Raw genomic sequence first — 16,686 nt, 5'->3', positions numbered from 1 at the left:
CGATGCCCTGACGCTTCGACGTCGTCGGCAGAGGTCTTCACCGGAGCCACCGGCCCGAAGATCTCCTCCCCTCGCCACCAGTCAGGACCGGCCCTGGGCCGTGTCGGCACCGGGCCTCGCCGGCCGTCACGAGGAACACGTCCAGGCCGCTGATGGTCGCTACCATCGGGGACGACCGAGCCGAACCCTAGGAGACACGTGTCGATCTGGAGTGACCTGACCGCCCGTTCACTGGCCGAGCTGCGCTCAGCGCCTGAGACGTACCGGCCCACAAACTTCTGGGGGCCCGGTCTCGACCAGCTTCTCGGCGACATGTCGGGAAGTGGGCTCGAGACCTTCAAGACGTGGCCGACGTCGCGGGTCTGGTTCTATCCCGTCTATGGCAACGGCTACAGCAACGCCACCATCGCAGACGTCTTCGACACCGCTCGTAGCGTCAACCCCCATGCGACGCAACCGTTCCTCGCCGGCGGGCTCAACGGCTCGCTCGACGCGCGCCGTGACCACGACGTCGCCAGCGCTGCCTGGGACCAGGCGCGGTGGCCGTTCGACCTCGGCAACCATGGCGAGAGCAAGGTCGGCAAGCCACCCCAGGCCTATCGCCTCAACCCGGTCAACCAGGACGTCGCCTTCGGGCGGGCGTACCTGAACTACCTCCTGTGTCTCAGTGCCCTGTCGCGGCACGTGGATGCGCCACCGCGCAGCTTCCTCGAGATCGGTGGAGGGTTCGGCGTCCTCGGAGAGATCCTGCTCTCGAGGGATCCCGCCACCCGCTACGTCGACATCGACATCCCCCCGCTGCTGACCGTCGCGTCCTACTACCTCACCGAGCTCTTCGGAGCGGACCGCATCGCCACCTACGACGAGTCCATCCCCACCCACGGGTCGATCACGTCGACCGGGTCGGCCGTTCTGCCCAACTATCGGCTCGGCGACCTCCAGGACACCTTCGAGGTCTTCGTCAACTCGTACTCGTTCCAGGAGATGGAGCCCGACGTCGTCGACAGCTACATCGGGCAGGTGTGCGACCGGGGCATCACCTGGGCGGTCTCGCTCAACTCGCGTGACGGCAAGCCGCGCGCCGCGCAGTCCGGGGAGTGGGGCGCGCTCGAACCCGTGCGCTCGGCCGACATCGCCGAGATGTTCGGGCGACGGGGTCTGCGCGTCGTCGGCACCTATGACGCTCCCCTGGTCCGCTCGGCCGGCCAGCTGCTCATCATGCGCCGGGACTGAGGCGCGGGCCTGCGGCCACCGCCAACGCCGGATCCGTCAGGGGTTGAGAGAGACGTAGGTCGTCTCGAGGTACTCGTGGATGCCCTCGAAACCTCCCTCGCGCCCGAAGCCCGAGTGCTTGACCCCACCGAAGGGGGCAGCCGCGTTGGAGACGATCCCGGTGTTGATGCCGACCATCCCGAACTCCAGGGCCTCGCTGATGCGCAGGACCCGGCCGAGGTCGCGGGTGTAGGCATAGGCCACGAGGCCGTACTCCGTGGAGTTCGCGAGCCGGACGGCCTCGGCGTCATCGGCGAAGGTCGTGACCGGCGCGACCGGACCGAAGATCTCCTCGCCCAGGACGCGGGCGTCGGCGGGCACGTCGACCAGCACGGTGGGCGCATAGAAGTGACCCCGGCCAGCAAGCTTCTCCCCACCGGTGAGCACGCGGGCTCCTCGGTCGACGGCGTCGCGCACGAGCTCGTCGACGCCCTCACGCGCCTTGTCGGTGATGAGCGGACCGACCTCGACACCTGTCTTGGTGCCCTTGCCGACGGTGAGTGCGGCCATCCGGCGGGCCAGGGCAGCCGAGAAGTCGTCAGCCACGGACTCGTGCACCAGGAACCGGTTGGCCGACGTGCAGGCCTCGCCGATGTTGCGCATCTTCGCCAGCATCGCCCCCTCGACTGCGGCGTCGAGATCGGCGTCCTCGAAGACGACGAACGGTGCGTTGCCGCCCAGCTCCATCGACACCCGCAGGAGCTGCTCCGCCGACTGCTCGACGAGCATCCGGCCGACAGCGGTCGAGCCGGTGAAGGTCAGCTTGCGCAGGCGCGGATCACGGATGATCGGCTCCGACACCACCGCCGTGTCGGCCGTCGTCACGACGTTGAGCACGCCGGCCGGCAGACCTGCCTCCTCGAGCACCGCCGCGAGCGCGAGCATGGACAGCGGCGTCTCGTGGGCCGGCTTGACCACCATCGTGCAGCCGGCCGCGATGGCGGGCCCGATCTTGCGCGTCCCCATGGCGAGCGGGAAGTTCCACGGGGTGATCATGAACGTGGGCCCGACCGGCTTCTGGAGCGTGAGGAGACGGGACCCGCCAGCCGGGTTGACGGCATACCGGCCGTGGATCCGCACGGCCTCCTCGCTGAACCACCGGAAGAACTCCGCGCCGTAGGCCACCTCACCACGTGACTCGGCGAGCGGCTTGCCCATCTCGAGGGTCATCAACATCGCGAACTCGTCAGCGCGGGCCGTGAGCAGCTCGAACGCGCGCCGCAGGATCTCGCCGCGGACCCTGGGCGCTGTCGCCGCCCAGTCCGCCTGCGCCGCAACCGCTGCGTCGAGTGCTGCGGTCCCGTCGGCCATCGTGCCGTTGGCCACCTCGGTGAGCACCGACCCGGTCGCCGGGTCCGTCACGGGGAAGGTCGTGCCGCTGAGCGAGTCGCGCCACTGCCCGCCGATGAACAGCTGGGTGGGCACGGAGGAGAGGACGGACTTCTGGGTCACGGCGGCCATGTCTCGACCTTAGTCATGCCTTCTGTCCGGAGAACACCTTCCGCATCAGCGCCTGCCAGGACGCAGCGCGATAGTAGGGCCGCGTCCAGCCGTCGTCCTCGGCCAGGTGTCCGGGCTCCTGCCTCGCACCGGTCACCATCTCGCGCCGCTCGACCCAGGACCGGAAGACGAAGTGCATGAAGAGGCGGTGGTACTCGGTGAGGTAGATGTCGGCGACTCGGCGGATGGCTGCCCGGGACGACGCCGGCCCCCTGCCACCGCCACGCAGGACGAGGGTGTTCTCCTCGTTGGACACGGTGGAGGCCCTGCTGTAGTTCGCCGAGCCCGTGACGACGACGGGGTCGGTCCCGAACGGGTCGATGAGGATGATCTTGGTGTGCACGTACTTCACGTGCGTGTTGAAGCCGGTCAGCGCCTCCCCGGCCCACTGCGCGAGGCCACCACCGGTGAGGTGGGCACCGGTCGAGATGCGCACGTTGGGGTCGGTGCGAGGCACGGCCTGCTCCCTGGGCGGCCACTTGTCAAGCAGCACCGTGCGCACCGTGCCGGGCTTCGCCGTGCGCAGCGTGTCGCGGAAGAGCTCGTTCAGCCCGAAGGCACCCGTGATGTGCGCACTCACCTCGCCGTGGTCGAAGACGTTCGCGAACCACTGCAGGACGGACGAGCTCGTATGCCGTGGCGCGAGCACGACGCTCGCTCCCCGTTTCGGTGGAGTCACCTCCACGGCCGGGTTGTCCCGCTCGTGGGCGTCGCGCAGCTCGGCCGTCGTCTCGCCCGCCTCGAGCCGCTCCCACTCGTCGAGGAACTGCTGCGCCACCACGGGGTCGTGGATGACGTGACCGACGTTGGAGTGACCGAAGATCGCGCCCTGCGTGAGGTTCGTCGACCCGGTCCACACGGCAACCGGTCGGCCACCGTCGAGCAGGACGAGGAACTTGTGGTGGTGCAGGGCAGACACGTTGTCGGCGTCGCGCCACCGGATGGTGCCGCCGTTGCTCACACCATGGCGTCGAGCTGCTGCACGGGCCTGGGTCGAGGTCGTGTCGGCGCCGCCGTCACCGTCCCGGTCGCGCCCGTGCACGACGAGGGCGACGTCGGCGCCCCGGTCGCGGGCGGCGGCCAACGCTGTGAGACCCGTCCCCCAGGTGAACTCGTAGAACGCGCCACGCAGGCCGAAACCCGCCCCGGTCGCCCGCTCGCAGAAGGCCACGAACGCCTCCCCGAGCCCTCGGGACAGCCAGACCATCGCTGGCGACTGCTCGGCCTCGTCCCTGCTCGGGACGTAGCCGGCGAATCGCTTGGCGAAGGCCTGCGACCCCGCCACCCCGCGGTTGAAGAACACCCCGTGCACGCCGTCGTCCTCGACCTCGGTCCGCACCCTCACCGACGCGGTCGCGAGCTGCGTCGGTGCGGAGGTCGGTGCGCCCAGCGCCATCACGGCATACCGGTAGGACCGTCCCGGCTTGGCCGTGTAGTCACCCCACTGGAAGCCCTGGATGGGATGCTCCCGCGTCGACCAGTCACTGCCGGGAGGTGGGTCGGGCACGACGGAGGCGAAGGTCTTCATCCCCCGCAGCCACACCGTCTCGCCACCGCTCTCCCGGCGCTGGATGGCGAACCCGAGGCAACCGGTCGGATCAGCGAGGTCCCATCCGAGAAGCACGGTGTGCGTGCCGGCCACGGCGTGCAGGGTCAGGGTCGAGGTCTCCACGTGGGAGCGCATGAGACCACGCTAGGGGCACGGGGACCCGTCCGCCAGAGCCATGACGTCCGGCATGGCGAGATCTGCCGACAGGATCAGGCCCCAGCCGCCGGCCGCCGGCTCCGCGCACGCTTCGCAGCCTTGGGCAGCGTCCCGGCCCTGGGTGGCGCCGTGGAGTCGCGCACGACGAGCTCGGTGGTCAGCGTCACGGCTCGGGGCTCGGTGGTGCGGCCGGCCCGACGGTCCGCCATCGCCTCGACGAGCATCGACGCCGCGAGGCGCCCCTTCTCGGTGACGTCCTGACGGACGGTCGTGAGCTGGGGGCGCAGCCGGGTCGCGAGGGGGTTGTCGTCGAAGCCGACGACGGACAGCTGGTCCGGGACCGAGATGCCGGCGTCGTGCGCGTCGAGCAGCACCCCGGCGGCCATGGCGTCCGAGAACGCAAGGACGGCGGTCGTGTCGGGCTGGGCCTCGAGGATGGCCTTCAGGGCGCCCCGACCACCGGCGGTGGAGTCGATGGGCTCCTGCAGGATGACCGGTTCGATCCCGGCCTCGGTCAGCACCTCGGTCCACCCGGCCAGCCTCTCGGTCGAGGCGTAGCCCTGGCCCTTGGCCGACGACGACTCCACGATGCCGAAGGGCGGCACACCGGTCTTGCCGATGAGCGCGACCCTGGTGTGCCCCAGGTCGACGACGTGCTGCGCGGCCGCCCGCGCCCCCGAGCGGTCCTCGACGTTGACGCTCGAGAAGCCCCGGGTGTTGGGCTGGTCGACGAGCACGAGCGGCAGCTTGCGACGCTCGACCTGCTCGCGGGCCCCGGACTCGGGGTCGCAGTTGTAGACGATGACACCGTCCATCGCCACGTCCCGAGCGGGCATGACGTCGCCCGACGGCTCGCTCGAGAGGAGCGTCAGAGCGATGCCCCGGGGCGAGAGCGTGGCGGCGATCGAGCTGAAGAAGGCCGCAGCGACCTCGTCGGTGAACGCCTCGGCCGGACTGTTGGACAGCAGCACCCCCACCGACCCGGTCGAGCCTCGCGCCAGGGCGCGCGCCGAGGGGTCGGGGCCGGTGTAGCCGAGCTCCTCGGCCGCCTTGAGGACCTTGTCGCGCAGCGCAGCGGACAGCTGGTCGGGGCGCGAGAACGCGTTGGAGACCGTCATCCGACTCACGCCGACCCGGTCGGCGACGGTCTGGAGGGTCACCCTGCCCACGCCCACCTCGCTCTCGTCGAGCCGGTCGGCCCGCACGGGTGACGCTAGCGCGTCCCTCCGGAGGTCGGACAGGCGCAGGGTCAGCGTGTCGCTGCCTGCCGGTAGCCGCAGGGCTCCACGGCGCGAGCACCGCGGTAGAGCAGCCCGGCCACGCGTGCGCGCAGCGCAGCGGAGCCACGGAAGGTGGGGCTCGTGGTCGCCCGCTTCCCGCGGAGCGGCGCTGCCGGGGTGGAGTCGACGACGCGGCCGCCCTCGAAGTGGCGACGGGTGGCCCTGTCGGCCGTGATCGAGGCGAGTGGCAGGTGGTCCATGGTGCGCTCCTTCGTCGTTTCTGTACCGCTACAGTAACGCCGCGTTCTGTACCGGTCAAGGAGCCATGCGAGGATTCCCCCATGAACGAGATCGAGACCCTGCGCGACCTCGATGCCGCGCTCGAGGGCGGCGCACCCCTGACCGGTCGGCGCCTGCAGGACCTCGACCTCCGCGACCACGAGACCCGCCTGCTCTCCCGCACCGACCTCGACGGGGTCGTCGTCCTCGGCGGGCGGCTCTCCCCCGAGCTCGACCATCACCTGCGCCTGCACGGCGCGCTCGTCTTCCCGACGGATCCCGGCGCCCCGGTCAACCCCTACCGCGCCAGCCTCTACCAACCGCACGAGCTCTACGCCGGCCTGGCCGAGCACGGCTACGAGCAGACTCCGGACGCCCGCGCCTACCACTGGTCGCGTGACGCCGACCTCCACCACGACGTCTTCGTCACGCTCCTGCGAGCCATCCACGACGACTCCGTCAGCGACGCCCTCACCGAGTTCGTCGGCGACGTCCCTGTCGTCGGGGTCATGGGCGGACACGCGCTGACGCGCGACAGCGAGGCGTATGCCGGTGCGGCCCGTCTCGGACACAGCCTCGCGTCCTCGGGTCTCGTCGTCGCCACCGGAGGCGGCCCCGGCGCGATGGAGGCCGCCAACCTCGGCGCCCTCTGCCCGTCGAACGAGGTCGTGAGCGAGGCACTCGAGCGGCTGGCCGGCATACCCTCGTTCCGTCCGTCGATCGAGGCCTGGGCGGAGCTGGCCCTCGAGGTGTATGACGACGTCCTGGCCGTTCCCTTGCGGGACAGCGCGGTTCGCTCCATCGGCATCCCTACGTGGTTCTACGGCCACGAGCCGCCCAACGTGTTCTGCAACGGCATCGCGAAGTACTTCAGCAACGCCGTCCGCGAGGACGGACTGCTCGCGCGCTCCACTGCCGGCCTCATCGTCCTCCACGGCGCGGCGGGGACGGTGCAGGAGATCTTCCAGTCGATCACTCCCCTCTACTACGCCGAGGCCGAGCGGACGCTCGCGCCGCTCGTGCTCGTCGGCGTGGACCACTGGTCGCGCGAGGTGCCGGTGTGGGACGTCATCCGGGCGCTGAGCCGCGAGCGGGGCATGGGTCAGGTGGTGCACCTCGTCGACAGCACCGACGAGGCCGCGGAGCTCGTGCTCAGCTCGCGCGCGTGAAGAGGACGATCCCGAGACACATCTCGTCGGTGGTGCCCTCACCCCACGCGACGTAGCGCTCCTTGGTCCCCTCGTAGGCCGGGAGGACGTCACGCATCGCCTGGTCGTGCGTGCACGTCACCGTGACCGTGTCACCCTGCTTCACCGGCTGTGGCTTCGGGAGCGGGATCGCGCCCTGGTCGTCGAAGTTCCACACCGGGATGTCGAGCACTCGCCTCGCCTGCGGGGTGCCCTTGTTGACGTCGACGGTGATGGACTTGCCGAGCAGGTGCATGTGGCCGGAGACGGCCCGGATCTGACCCGGTTGCGTGATGGGGCGGGTGCACGACTGCGTGGGGCCGGGCTTCAGCTCACCGCAGAGGAGGTGCAGCAGGTCGGCAGTCGCGACCTGCTCGCCGAAGCGCGAGCGGATGTCGGCGACGGCAGGGGTGCGCGAGCAGAGCTCGCCGGGTGTCCCCTTGCGGCACGGCAGCTCGACGGGTGCGGGCAGGAGCATCGTCTCGAGCGGCGTCTTGTGACCGGCACTGGCCGGCGTCAGCCGTAGCCGGGCCCTGCTCTGGTCGGCGCCACCACCGGCGAGGAGGTTGTAGTGCATCTGGATGACGACGCGCGAGCCCTTGGCGAGAGGGATGCCGATGTCGTCGGCCATGACCCGCTCGCCGCCACCGGGCGCCCACGCGCCGACCCACTCGGCGTTGTCGAGCTGGGCGGCGGGCCCGCCGCCGATGCCGGAGCCGCCGAAGCAGGTCCAGCCCTGCTCCGCGTCCTCGGCGTCCTTGGCCTCCGCGGCGGCGACGTTGTCCGGGTCGACCTTGAAGAGGATGACGTGGTGCACCGCCGCCGGGTTGTCCGGCATGACCTTGACGCCGCTGACGATCATGTCCTGGGCGAACTTCGGGTCGGCGAGGAAGCAGCGGTAGTCGTCGGTGCCCGTGCCGAACGGCGCCTTGGGGGTGTACTTCGCCGCCATCGAAAGCTCCTGGAAGCTCTCACCGGTGCGCAGGGCGACGTCCGGCGGCTCCGGCTTGGCCTTGGCCGCCGCCGCCGCCGACGGCGAGGCCGCGTGGCTTGAGCTGGCGTGCGAGTCCTCACCGCGGAGGTTCTCGGGCAGGACACCGCCGCAGGCAGAGAGTGTGAGGGCGGCGACGATGCCGACCGCGACGGTACGCAGGCGCATTACCCCAGAGTAGTCGCGCAGCGCCCGTCCGCCCAGCGAACCGCGAACGAGATGGTGGGCGGACGGCATACCCTTGCCTGTTCGTCCAGCGAGCTGCGTCAGGGAGTCGCGGCAGCGAGCTGGCCGCAGGCGCCGTCGATGTCGGAGCCACGGGTGTCACGGACCGTCGTCGGGATGCCGTGCGCGCGCAGCCGCTCGACGAACTGCTGCTCGACGCCACGACGCGACGCCGTCCACTTGGAGCCCGGCGTCGGGTTGAGCGGGATGGGGTTGACGTGGACCCAGCCCTTGCCACGCGCGGTGAGCTTCTTGCCGAGGAGGTCGGCGCGCCAGGCCTGGTCGTTCATGTCCTTGATGAGGGCGTACTCGATGCTCACCCGGCGGCCGGTCGCCTCGAAGTAGCGGTAGGCCGCGTCGATCGCCTCGTCGACCTTCCACCGGGTGTTGATGGGCACGAGCTCGTCGCGCAGCTCGTCGTCGGGGGCGTGCAGCGACAAGGCGAGCGTGACGGGGATGCCCTCCGCGGCGAGCTTGTCGATGGCCGGCACGAGCCCGACCGTCGACATCGTGATGCCGCGAGCCGACATGCCCAGGCCGTCAGGGGTCGGGTCGGTGAGGCGGCGGATCGCGCCGATGGCGGCCTTGTAGTTGGCCAGCGCCTCGCCCATGCCCATGAACACGACGTTGCTGACCCGCTCGGGTCCGCCGGGCGCTGTCGACGCGTCGGCGTCCTCGTCGGTCTCGTCGCCCAGGCCCGCCTCGGCCGGGTGGGTCGCGCCCAGGGCCGGGAGCGCGCCGTGGCGCAGCTTGCGGTTGGCGTCGACGACCTGCTCGACGATCTCGGCGGCCGACATGTTGCGGGTGAGCCCGGCCTGGCCGGTGGCGCAGAAGGGGCAGTTCATGCCACAGCCCGCCTGGCTCGAGATGCAGATCGTCACCCGCCTGGGGTAGCGCATGAGCACCGACTCGACGAGGGCGCCGTCGTGCAGGCGCCACACCGACTTGAGGGTCGCGCCGCGGTCGGCCTCGAGGGTGCGCACCGGCGTGAGCAGGGTCGGCAGGAGGTCCGCGACGAGCTGGTCGCGCACGGCCTTGGGCAGGTCGGTCATGTCCTCGGGGGACTCCACGAGCCGCTCGAAGTAGTGCGTCGACAGCTGCTTGGCCCGGAACCCCTTGTGCCCCAGCTCCTCGACGGCCGCCTTGCGCTCGGTCGGCGAGAGGTCGGCCAGGTGACGCGGCGGCTTGCCGCGACGGGGCGCGGTGAAGGTCAGCTGACCGGGCACCGGAGGGCCGACGGTGGGTTCAGGAAGAGAAGTCATCGGCTCCATTGTCCCACTCCCCCGCGGACCTCGACGCAGCCGCGATCAGGGGTTGGCCCAGAGGAGCAGCGCCCAGACGACGGGGATGCAGAGGACGAGCGAGTCCAGCCGGTCCATGATGCCGCCGTGACCCGGCAGCAGGGCACCCATGTCCTTGATGCCGAGGTCGCGCTTGATGCTCGACTCGATGAGGTCGCCGACCGTGGCGGCAGCAGCGACGACGACGCCGATCACCGCGCCCTTCCACCACGGGCCGTCGAGCAGGAGCGCCAGGCTGACGGCCCCGACGGTCGCGCACGAGAAGACCGATCCGGCGAAGCCCTCCCAGGACTTCTTGGGCGAGAGCGAGGGCGCCATGGGGTGCTTGCCGAGGAAGACGCCGAACGCGTAGCCGCCGATGTCGGAGAACGCCACGACGAGGATGAAGTAGACGATGCGCAGGTGGCCGTCGTCGGCCGCGAGGAGCAGTGCCGCGAACCCGCCGAGGAAGCACGGGTAGAGCGCGATGAAGAGCGAGCCGGCGATGTCGCGGATGGCACCCTCGAGCCCGTCGGCGACGCGCCAGACGAGCACCCCGACACAGGTGAGGCCGAAGGTCAAGATGAGGGCCTCCGCCCCCCGGAAGTAGGCAGCGAGCACCATCGAGACGGCACCGATGACGACGGGGACGAGCGGCGCGTCGATGCCGACCTGGCGCACCGCGCGTCGCATCTCCCAGGCGCCGATCACCATGGCCGCGACGAGGATGACGAGGAACGCCTCGCGCCGGATGGCCAGCGAGGCGATGATCAGGACCGCCAGCCCGACGCCCACGCCGATGGCCGCGGGCAGGTTGCGCCCCGCCTTGGTCCGTGAGCGGGTGCCGGCCGGGGCGCTCGGAGGGCTCGGAGGGCTCGGAGGGCTCGGAGGGCTCGCGGGGAAGTCGCTCATCAGGAGCCCGTGCGTTCGAGGTCAGACCTCGAGCAGCTCGGCCTCCTTGCCCTTGAGCACCTCGTCGATGCTGTCGACGTACTTCTTCGTCGTGGACTCGAGTTCCTTCTCGGCGCGGGAGCCCTCGTCCTCGCCGACGTCGCCGTCCTTGACGAGCTTCTCGATGCTCTCCTTGGCGGTGCGCCGGATGTTGCGAATCGCCACCTTGGCGTCCTCGCCCAGGCCGCGGGCCATCTTGATGTACTCGCGACGACGCTCCTCGGTGAGCTGCGGCAGGATGCACCGGATGATGTTGCCGTCGTTGGACGGGTTCACCCCGAGGTCGGCGTCACGCAGGGCCTTCTCGATGTTGGCCATGGAGCCCTTGTCGAACGGGGAGATGAGGATCGTGCGCGCCTCGGGCGTCTGGAAGGACGCGAGCTGCTGGAGCGGGGTCGGCGCACCGTAGTAGTCGACGATCACCTTGTTGAACATGCTGGGGTGGGCCCGACCGGTGCGGATGCCGGCGAAGTTGTCCTTGGCCACCTCGACGGCCTTCTCCATCTTTTCCTCGGCCTCGAGCAGGGTGTCGTCGATCATGCGGTCGGGTCTCCTTCGGTATGCCGCGCCGCTGCGGTCGTGCGGCAGGGTCCAGTCTGTCAAACAATCGCCGTGAGGCCAGTCAGCTCCGGCTCAAGGCGTGACGAGCGTGCCGATGCGCTCGCCCTGGATGGCCCGGGTGATGTTGCCCTCGCCCTCCATGCCGAAGACCACCATCGGCAGGCCGTTCTCCATGCAGAGGCTGAACGCGGCCGCGTCGACGACCCTGAGGCCGTTGCGCAGCGCCTCGCCGTAGGTCACGGTGTCGAGCTTGCGGGCGGCCGGGTTGGTGCGCGGGTCCGAGTCGTAGACGCCGTCGACGCCGCTCTTGGACATGAGGACCATGTCGCAGTGGCACTCCAGGGCACGCTGGGCGCTGACCGTGTCGGTGGAGAAGTACGGCATACCGGCTCCCGCACCGAAGATCACCGCACGCCCCTTCTCGAGGTGGCGGATCGCGCGACGCGGGATGTAGGGCTCGGCGACCTGACCCATCGTGATGGCGGTCTGCACCCGCGTGTCGATGCCCTCCTTCTCGAGGAAGTCCTGCAGCGCGAGGCAGTTCATGACCGTGCCCAGCATGCCGATGTAGTCGGCGCGGGAGCGGTCCATGCCCTTCTGCTGGAGCTCTGCCCCGCGGAAGAAGTTGCCACCACCGACGACGATGGCGACCTGCGTCCCCTCGTTGATGGCGACGGCGATCTGCTTGGCGATGCCGCGCACCACCTCGGGGTCGACCCCGATGCTGCCGCCCCCGAACACCTCTCCGCTGAGCTTGAGCAGGACCCGTCGAGCGCGGCCCCCGGTGCTGGTGGGAGCGGGCTGGGTCTGGACGTCAGTGGTCACCGTGCCTCCTCGGCAGTGTCTTCTGGCGGTGCCCCGAATCCTCGCACACGGCGGCGCGGGTGCGGCAACTCGACGGCGGAGGCAGCGTAGCGTCAGTCCCATGGGGCAGCTTCGAGCCACTGGTGGGGGTGGGCCGTCGGTGGCCACGCTCGCCTCGACGTTCGTCGCTCGTGGCCTTCCGTGGGTGCTCTGCGCCGCGGTCCTGGGGTCCTACCTCGAGGGGAACGGCACCGCGCTCGGCGACCTGGGCCGGTATGCCGTCTACCTCGCGGCAGCGGTGGCGCTGCCCGGCGTGCTCATCCTGCGCCTGCTCGTCCCGTCGCGGGGTCCCTGGGTGGAGGACCTCGCCCTGGGCGCGGCCGTGGGCATGGTGGCCCAGCTCGCCCTGCTTGCGCTCGTGGTCGGCCTCGGGCTCGGTGGAGGGCGGCTCACCTGGCTGCGCTGGTGGCCGGCCCTGGTGGTGCTGCCCGTGCTCCTCGTTCCTCGACTGAGGCGCCAGTGCCTGTCCACCGGGTCGGCGGCGGCTCGTGCCGACCAGGCACCGGGATGGTGGCACTGGGGCGTCGCCGGGGCCTGTCTGGTGGCGGGTGCCGGCGCGATCCGTGCCTTCCTCGAGTTCCCGTTGCCTCCCGGTGAGGGTGTGTACTACGTGGACCTCCCCTGGCACCTGGCCCTGGTCCACGCCGCGACGCGGAGCGTGCCGCTCGAGGTGCCACAGGTCGCGGGAACGACCGTCGAGTACCACTGGTTCGCCGACGCTGACATGGCGGCGGCGAGTGTCGTCTCCGGTGTCCCGGAAGCCGTGGTCCTGCTCCGCCTCTGGCCGGCGGCCGTCGTCGTCACGGGTCTGCTGCTCGTGGCCGTCCTGGCGCGGGCGCTGTCAGGAACGTGGGCGGCCGGAGTCGTCGCGGCGTGGATCTTCGCGGTCCTTCGCGGGGTCCAGGTCCTGCCTGCCCACTTCGCCCAGAGCCCCATCGTCCTGGCCAGCCCGAGCCACGGCTACGTCGCGGTGATGACCGTGGGCGCCATGGTCATGATCGTGTGGGCCCTGCGGGGGCGGCGCATCGGCTGGGGCGGCTGGCTGCTCCTGGTGGCGCTGCTCGCCGCGGCCGGCGGGAGCAAGCCCGCCGCCCTTCCCACACTGCTGTGTGGCGCGGCCCTGACCACTGCCGTGAGCCTCCTCGTGCACCGCCGCTGGGACCGGGTGAAGGCACCAGCCTTGGTCCTCCTGGCCTGCGCTGCCCTCCTTTCCCTCACCGCGGTCTTCCTGTCCGGCAGCGACAGCGAGACCTCGGTGCGGCTGTTCGACTTCATCAGGTGGCACCCGACCCTGAGCGACGTCCTGTCCGCTGGGAACGGGAGCAGCCTGCTGCCCGCGGGCGTGGCCGATCTCGGGGTGCGCTCGCTCCAAGTCCTCGGGCTGGGGCTCCTCGCACTGGCGTTCCCCCACGTGGGCCTGCTCTTCGGCGCGGCCGGGTTCGCCCTGCGGTCCGTGAGGGCCGACCCGGTGGCATGGTTCCTCGCCGGCACCATCGCCTCGTCCTTCGCCGCCTTCCTCGTGGTGTCGCACCCGGCCTTCAGCCAGGTGTACTTCGTCCGCCTCGCCGTGGTCCACGGCGCTGCCGTCCTCGCCTGGGTCCTCGTCGGCGCAGCGCGCCGGGCCGCCGCACCGCAGGCGGGTCGGGTCGCCCTCGTCGCCGCCGGCGCCCTCGTCGGGGCGACTCTCGCCTGGCTCACGGCGCGGCTCGTGCCGGTGCTGGACCAGGCCCAGCGGTCGAGCGTCGTGGCCTGGCGCTCGGCCTTCCTCTGGTCGTTGGTGGTCTTCGTCGGCGGCCTCGGCCTCCTCGTGGCGGCGCTGCTGCTCGCCGGCCGGCGACAGCGGCTGCTCCAGCGGTCGGCGGCCGCGGTGGTGGCCGGAGCGCTCGTCCTCGGAGCGCCGGCCTACGCGGTCCGGGACGGAGCCCTGGACGCGGCCGGAGCCGCCCTGCGAGGGACGCGCGTGGCCACCGTGGAGAAGCCGCGGGTCAGCAACGAGATCCCGCTGCCCGCCGGCGGGGGCGCCGCCATGCACTGGCTGGACCTCAACACTCCGCGCGACGCTGTCGTCGCGACCAACCGGCACTGCTCACGAGGCACCCCGGCGAAGGGGTGCGTCTCGAACCTCTACCTGGTCAGTGGGCTCGGGGGGCGGCAGGCCGTCCTCGAGTCCTGGGCGTACGTCAGCGTGTCGGGAGGACCCGCGGGACCCAATCCCTACCCCGAGCGGCTGGCTGCGAACGACGCGCTGTTCACCGACCCCACCACGGAGGGCTTCGAGCGGATGAAGCAGGAGCACGGGCTGGGCTGGCTCGTCGCCGACGCCACCGCCACCCCGGTCTCCCCCCGGATCACACAGTTCGCGACGCCACGGTTCAGCGCCGGCACCATCACCGTCTACGAGGTCAGGTAGCGGGCGTGCCACCAGACGCACGTATGCCGCCCGCTCAGGGAAGCGGACGGCATACGAATGCGTGTGGTTCAGACCCTCGGGTCAGCCACCGACGCGGAAACGCGCGAAGGACGTCGCCGTGGCGCCGGCCTCCTCGAGGACCTTGGCGACGGTCTTCTTGGGCTCCTTGGCGAACGGCTGCTCGAGCAGGACGTTCTCCTTGAAGTAGCCGTTGACGCGACCCTCGACGATCTTGGGGAGCGCAGCCTCGGGCTTGCCCTCCTCCTTCGCGGTGGCCTCGGCGACGCGACGCTCGTTCTCGACCGTCTCGGCGTCGACCTCGTCGCGCGTGAGCACGGTCGGGCTGAACGCCGCGACGTGCATCGCGACGTCGCGAGCGACCTGCTCGTCGCCACCATCGGTCGCCACGAGGACGCCGATCTGCGCCGGGAGGTCGGGGCTCGTCTTGTGCAGGTAGGCAGCGACGACCGGAGCCTCGATGCGGGCGACCCGCTTGACCTCGATCTTCTCGCCGATGGTCGCGTTGGCGCCGTCGAGCAGGTCCTTGACCGACTGGCCGTCGGGGAGCGTGCTCGCGAGGAGCTCGTCGGCCGAGGCAGCCTTGGTGTCGACGGCCTGCGCGAAGACCTGGTCGGCGAGGGCGATGAAGTTCTCACCCTTGGCGACGAAGTCGGTCTCGCAGAGGACCTCGACGAGCGTGCCGACGCCACCCTCGGCCCTGGCGATGACCAGACCGTTGGAGGTGGAACGACCCTCGCGCTTGGTCACGCCCTTCTGGCCCTTGACCCGCAGGATCTCGGTGGCCTTGGCCTGGTCGCCGTCGGCCTCGTCGAGAGCCTTCTTGACGTCGAGCATGCCGGCACCCGTGGATCCACGGAGCGCCTTGATGTCAGCGGCGGTGTAGTTCGCCATGTGTGTGTGCGCTTCTTTCTGTAGCAAGTTCGGACAGAGAGGAGGTGTGACGCCTCAGTCAGGCCTTGGCGGCCGAGGCGTCCTCGGTCTCGGCAACCGGAGCGTCCTCGACGGCCGGAGCTGCCTCGGTCTCGGCGGGGGCCTCGGCCTCGGGCGCCGGAGCAGCCTCGGTCTCGGTCGCGGGGGCGGCCTCGATGGCGTCCGCAGCCGCGGTGGCACCAGCCTCGGGGGCGACGGCCTCCGCGGTCTCGGCAGCAGCGTCGGCGTCGCCACCCAGGAGCTCGCGCTCCCACTCGGGCAGCGGCTCGTCCGCAGCGCCCTCGGCGTCCGCAGCGGCGTTGCCACCGGAACGGGAGATGAGGCCCTCGGCCACGGCGTCGGCGATGACTCGCGTCAGCAGGGTGACGGAGCGGATCGCGTCGTCGTTGCCGGGGATCTTGTAGTCGACCTCGTCGGGGTCGCAGTTGGTGTCGAGGATCGCGATGACGGGGAGCCCGAGCTTGCGCGCCTCGTCAACGGCGAGGTGCTCCTTCTTGGTGTCGACGATCCACACGGCGGAGGGGACCTTGGCCATGCCCCGGATGCCGCCGAGGGTCTTGTCGAGCTTGTCGCGCTCACGCTTGAGGAGCAGGAGCTCCTTCTTGGTGCGGCCGGAGCCGGCGACGTCCTCGAAGTCGATCTCGTCGAGCTCGATGAGGCGGGTCAGACGCTTGGAGATCGTCTGGAAGTTGGTGAGCATGCCACCGAGCCAACGGTGGTTCACGTAGGGCATGCCGACGCGCGTCGCCTGCTCGGCGATGGGCTCCTGGGCCTGCTTCTTGGTGCCGACGAAGAGGATGCTCCCGCCGTGGGCAACGGTCTCGCGGACGAACTCGTACGCGTTGTTGATGTAGGTCACCGACTGCTGCAGGTCGATGATGTAGATCCCGTTGCGCTCGGTCATGATGAAGCGCTTCATCTTCGGGTTCCAACGACGGGTCTGGTGCCCGAAGTGGACGCCGCTCTCGAGGAGCTGGCGCATGGTGACAACGGCCATGCCGGTGTTCTCCTTGTGCTGGTTTCAGTTGCGTCGGCCGGGCACGGGTCGTGCACCGCCTGCCTGGCGTCTCGACGCAGTCCCCGCCGTGTGCCGTGTGCTCCGGTGGAGCAGGCACATGGACTGTCGGGGTGCGCCCCGCTTCGTGGGAATCCAGTCAGCGGCGATGAGACGCGCGAATTAGGTCACCGGGCGCACGCAGGCGTGCGGGCACACGAAGACCGTCGGTCATCCTACGCGCGAACGGGCCCGCCGAGAAATCCGGGCAGCCGTCAGAACTCGGTATGCCGCGT

The 16,686-nt window shown here is 70.6% G+C and carries 14 protein-coding genes; 3 read left to right on the top strand and 11 right to left on the bottom strand.

What is annotated here, in order from left to right; all coding sequences use genetic code 11:
• Window positions 1–198: 198 nt before the first annotated feature.
• The gene (locus ACZZ98_RS14990; RefSeq protein ID WP_463516992.1) at window positions 199–1,233 is read left to right on the top strand and encodes a putative sugar O-methyltransferase; all 1,035 of its coding nucleotides are present in this window, start codon (window positions 199–201) and stop codon (window positions 1,231–1,233) included.
• Between the two features lie 36 nt (window positions 1,234–1,269).
• Here the strand turns inward: ACZZ98_RS14990 and ACZZ98_RS14985 are convergent, their stop codons facing one another.
• The 4 genes from ACZZ98_RS14985 to ACZZ98_RS14970 all read right to left on the bottom strand — a co-directional run bounded on the left by ACZZ98_RS14985 (window position 1,270) and on the right by ACZZ98_RS14970 (window position 5,957).
• Window positions 1,270–2,733, bottom strand: coding sequence for an NAD-dependent succinate-semialdehyde dehydrogenase (locus ACZZ98_RS14985; protein ID WP_463516991.1), 1,464 nt, complete (start codon window positions 2,731–2,733; stop codon window positions 1,270–1,272).
• A gap of 13 nt (window positions 2,734–2,746) precedes the next feature.
• Entirely contained in the window at window positions 2,747–4,456 is a 1,710-nt protein-coding gene (locus ACZZ98_RS14980) for a phospholipase D-like domain-containing protein (protein WP_463516990.1), read from the bottom strand.
• A 74-nt stretch (window positions 4,457–4,530) separates the two neighbouring features.
• Window positions 4,531–5,682, bottom strand: a complete 1,152-nt coding sequence (locus tag ACZZ98_RS14975) for a LacI family DNA-binding transcriptional regulator (RefSeq protein ID WP_463516989.1) — start codon at window positions 5,680–5,682, stop codon at window positions 4,531–4,533.
• Between the two features lie 44 nt (window positions 5,683–5,726).
• Window positions 5,727–5,957 carry a hypothetical protein gene (locus tag ACZZ98_RS14970; RefSeq protein WP_463516988.1) on the bottom strand — a complete coding sequence of 77 codons (231 nt, stop codon included), beginning with the start codon at window positions 5,955–5,957 and terminating at the stop codon, window positions 5,727–5,729.
• Between the two features lie 81 nt (window positions 5,958–6,038).
• On the opposite strand from ACZZ98_RS14970, the gene ACZZ98_RS14965 reads away from it, so the two are divergent.
• Entirely contained in the window at window positions 6,039–7,145 is a 1,107-nt protein-coding gene (locus ACZZ98_RS14965; protein ID WP_463516987.1) for an LOG family protein, read from the top strand.
• Here the strand turns inward: ACZZ98_RS14965 and ACZZ98_RS14960 are convergent.
• The 5 genes from ACZZ98_RS14960 to pyrH all read right to left on the bottom strand — a co-directional run bounded on the left by ACZZ98_RS14960 (window position 7,129) and on the right by pyrH (window position 11,996).
• Window positions 7,129–8,322, bottom strand: a complete 1,194-nt coding sequence (locus ACZZ98_RS14960; protein WP_463516986.1) for a monooxygenase — start codon at window positions 8,320–8,322, stop codon at window positions 7,129–7,131. The genes ACZZ98_RS14965 and ACZZ98_RS14960 overlap by 17 nt on opposite strands.
• Before the next feature lie 98 nt (window positions 8,323–8,420).
• The gene (gene rlmN / locus ACZZ98_RS14955) at window positions 8,421–9,641 is read right to left on the bottom strand and encodes a 23S rRNA (adenine(2503)-C(2))-methyltransferase RlmN (RefSeq protein ID WP_463516985.1); all 1,221 of its coding nucleotides are present in this window, start codon (window positions 9,639–9,641) and stop codon (window positions 8,421–8,423) included.
• A gap of 45 nt (window positions 9,642–9,686) precedes the next feature.
• Window positions 9,687–10,571 (bottom strand): phosphatidate cytidylyltransferase, encoded by an 885-nt coding sequence (locus ACZZ98_RS14950; protein WP_463516984.1) that lies wholly within the window; start codon window positions 10,569–10,571, stop codon window positions 9,687–9,689.
• A 21-nt stretch (window positions 10,572–10,592) separates the two neighbouring features.
• Window positions 10,593–11,150 carry a ribosome recycling factor gene (frr, locus tag ACZZ98_RS14945; RefSeq protein WP_463516983.1) on the bottom strand — a complete coding sequence of 186 codons (558 nt, stop codon included), beginning with the start codon at window positions 11,148–11,150 and terminating at the stop codon, window positions 10,593–10,595.
• 93 nt (window positions 11,151–11,243) lie between these two features.
• Entirely contained in the window at window positions 11,244–11,996 is a 753-nt protein-coding gene (pyrH, locus tag ACZZ98_RS14940; protein WP_463516982.1) for a UMP kinase, read from the bottom strand.
• A gap of 100 nt (window positions 11,997–12,096) precedes the next feature.
• On the opposite strand from pyrH, the gene ACZZ98_RS14935 reads away from it, so the two are divergent.
• Window positions 12,097–14,445 carry a hypothetical protein gene (locus ACZZ98_RS14935; RefSeq protein ID WP_463516981.1) on the top strand — a complete coding sequence of 783 codons (2,349 nt, stop codon included), beginning with the start codon at window positions 12,097–12,099 and terminating at the stop codon, window positions 14,443–14,445.
• 81 nt (window positions 14,446–14,526) lie between these two features.
• Here ACZZ98_RS14935 and tsf read toward each other — a convergent pair whose 3' ends face one another.
• Both tsf and rpsB read right to left on the bottom strand, forming a co-directional pair.
• Window positions 14,527–15,357: a translation elongation factor Ts gene (gene tsf, locus ACZZ98_RS14930; RefSeq protein WP_463516980.1), complete on the bottom strand. Its 831-nt coding sequence runs from the start codon at window positions 15,355–15,357 to the stop codon at window positions 14,527–14,529.
• Between the two features lie 58 nt (window positions 15,358–15,415).
• Window positions 15,416–16,393, bottom strand: a complete 978-nt coding sequence (rpsB, locus tag ACZZ98_RS14925) for a 30S ribosomal protein S2 (RefSeq protein WP_463516979.1) — start codon at window positions 16,391–16,393, stop codon at window positions 15,416–15,418.
• Window positions 16,394–16,686 lie beyond the last annotated feature (293 nt).

Source organism: Knoellia sp. AC549, assembly GCF_979258975.1.
Note: the sequence above shows the minus strand (reverse complement) of the source record. Positions and strands in the feature narration are given on the sequence as shown.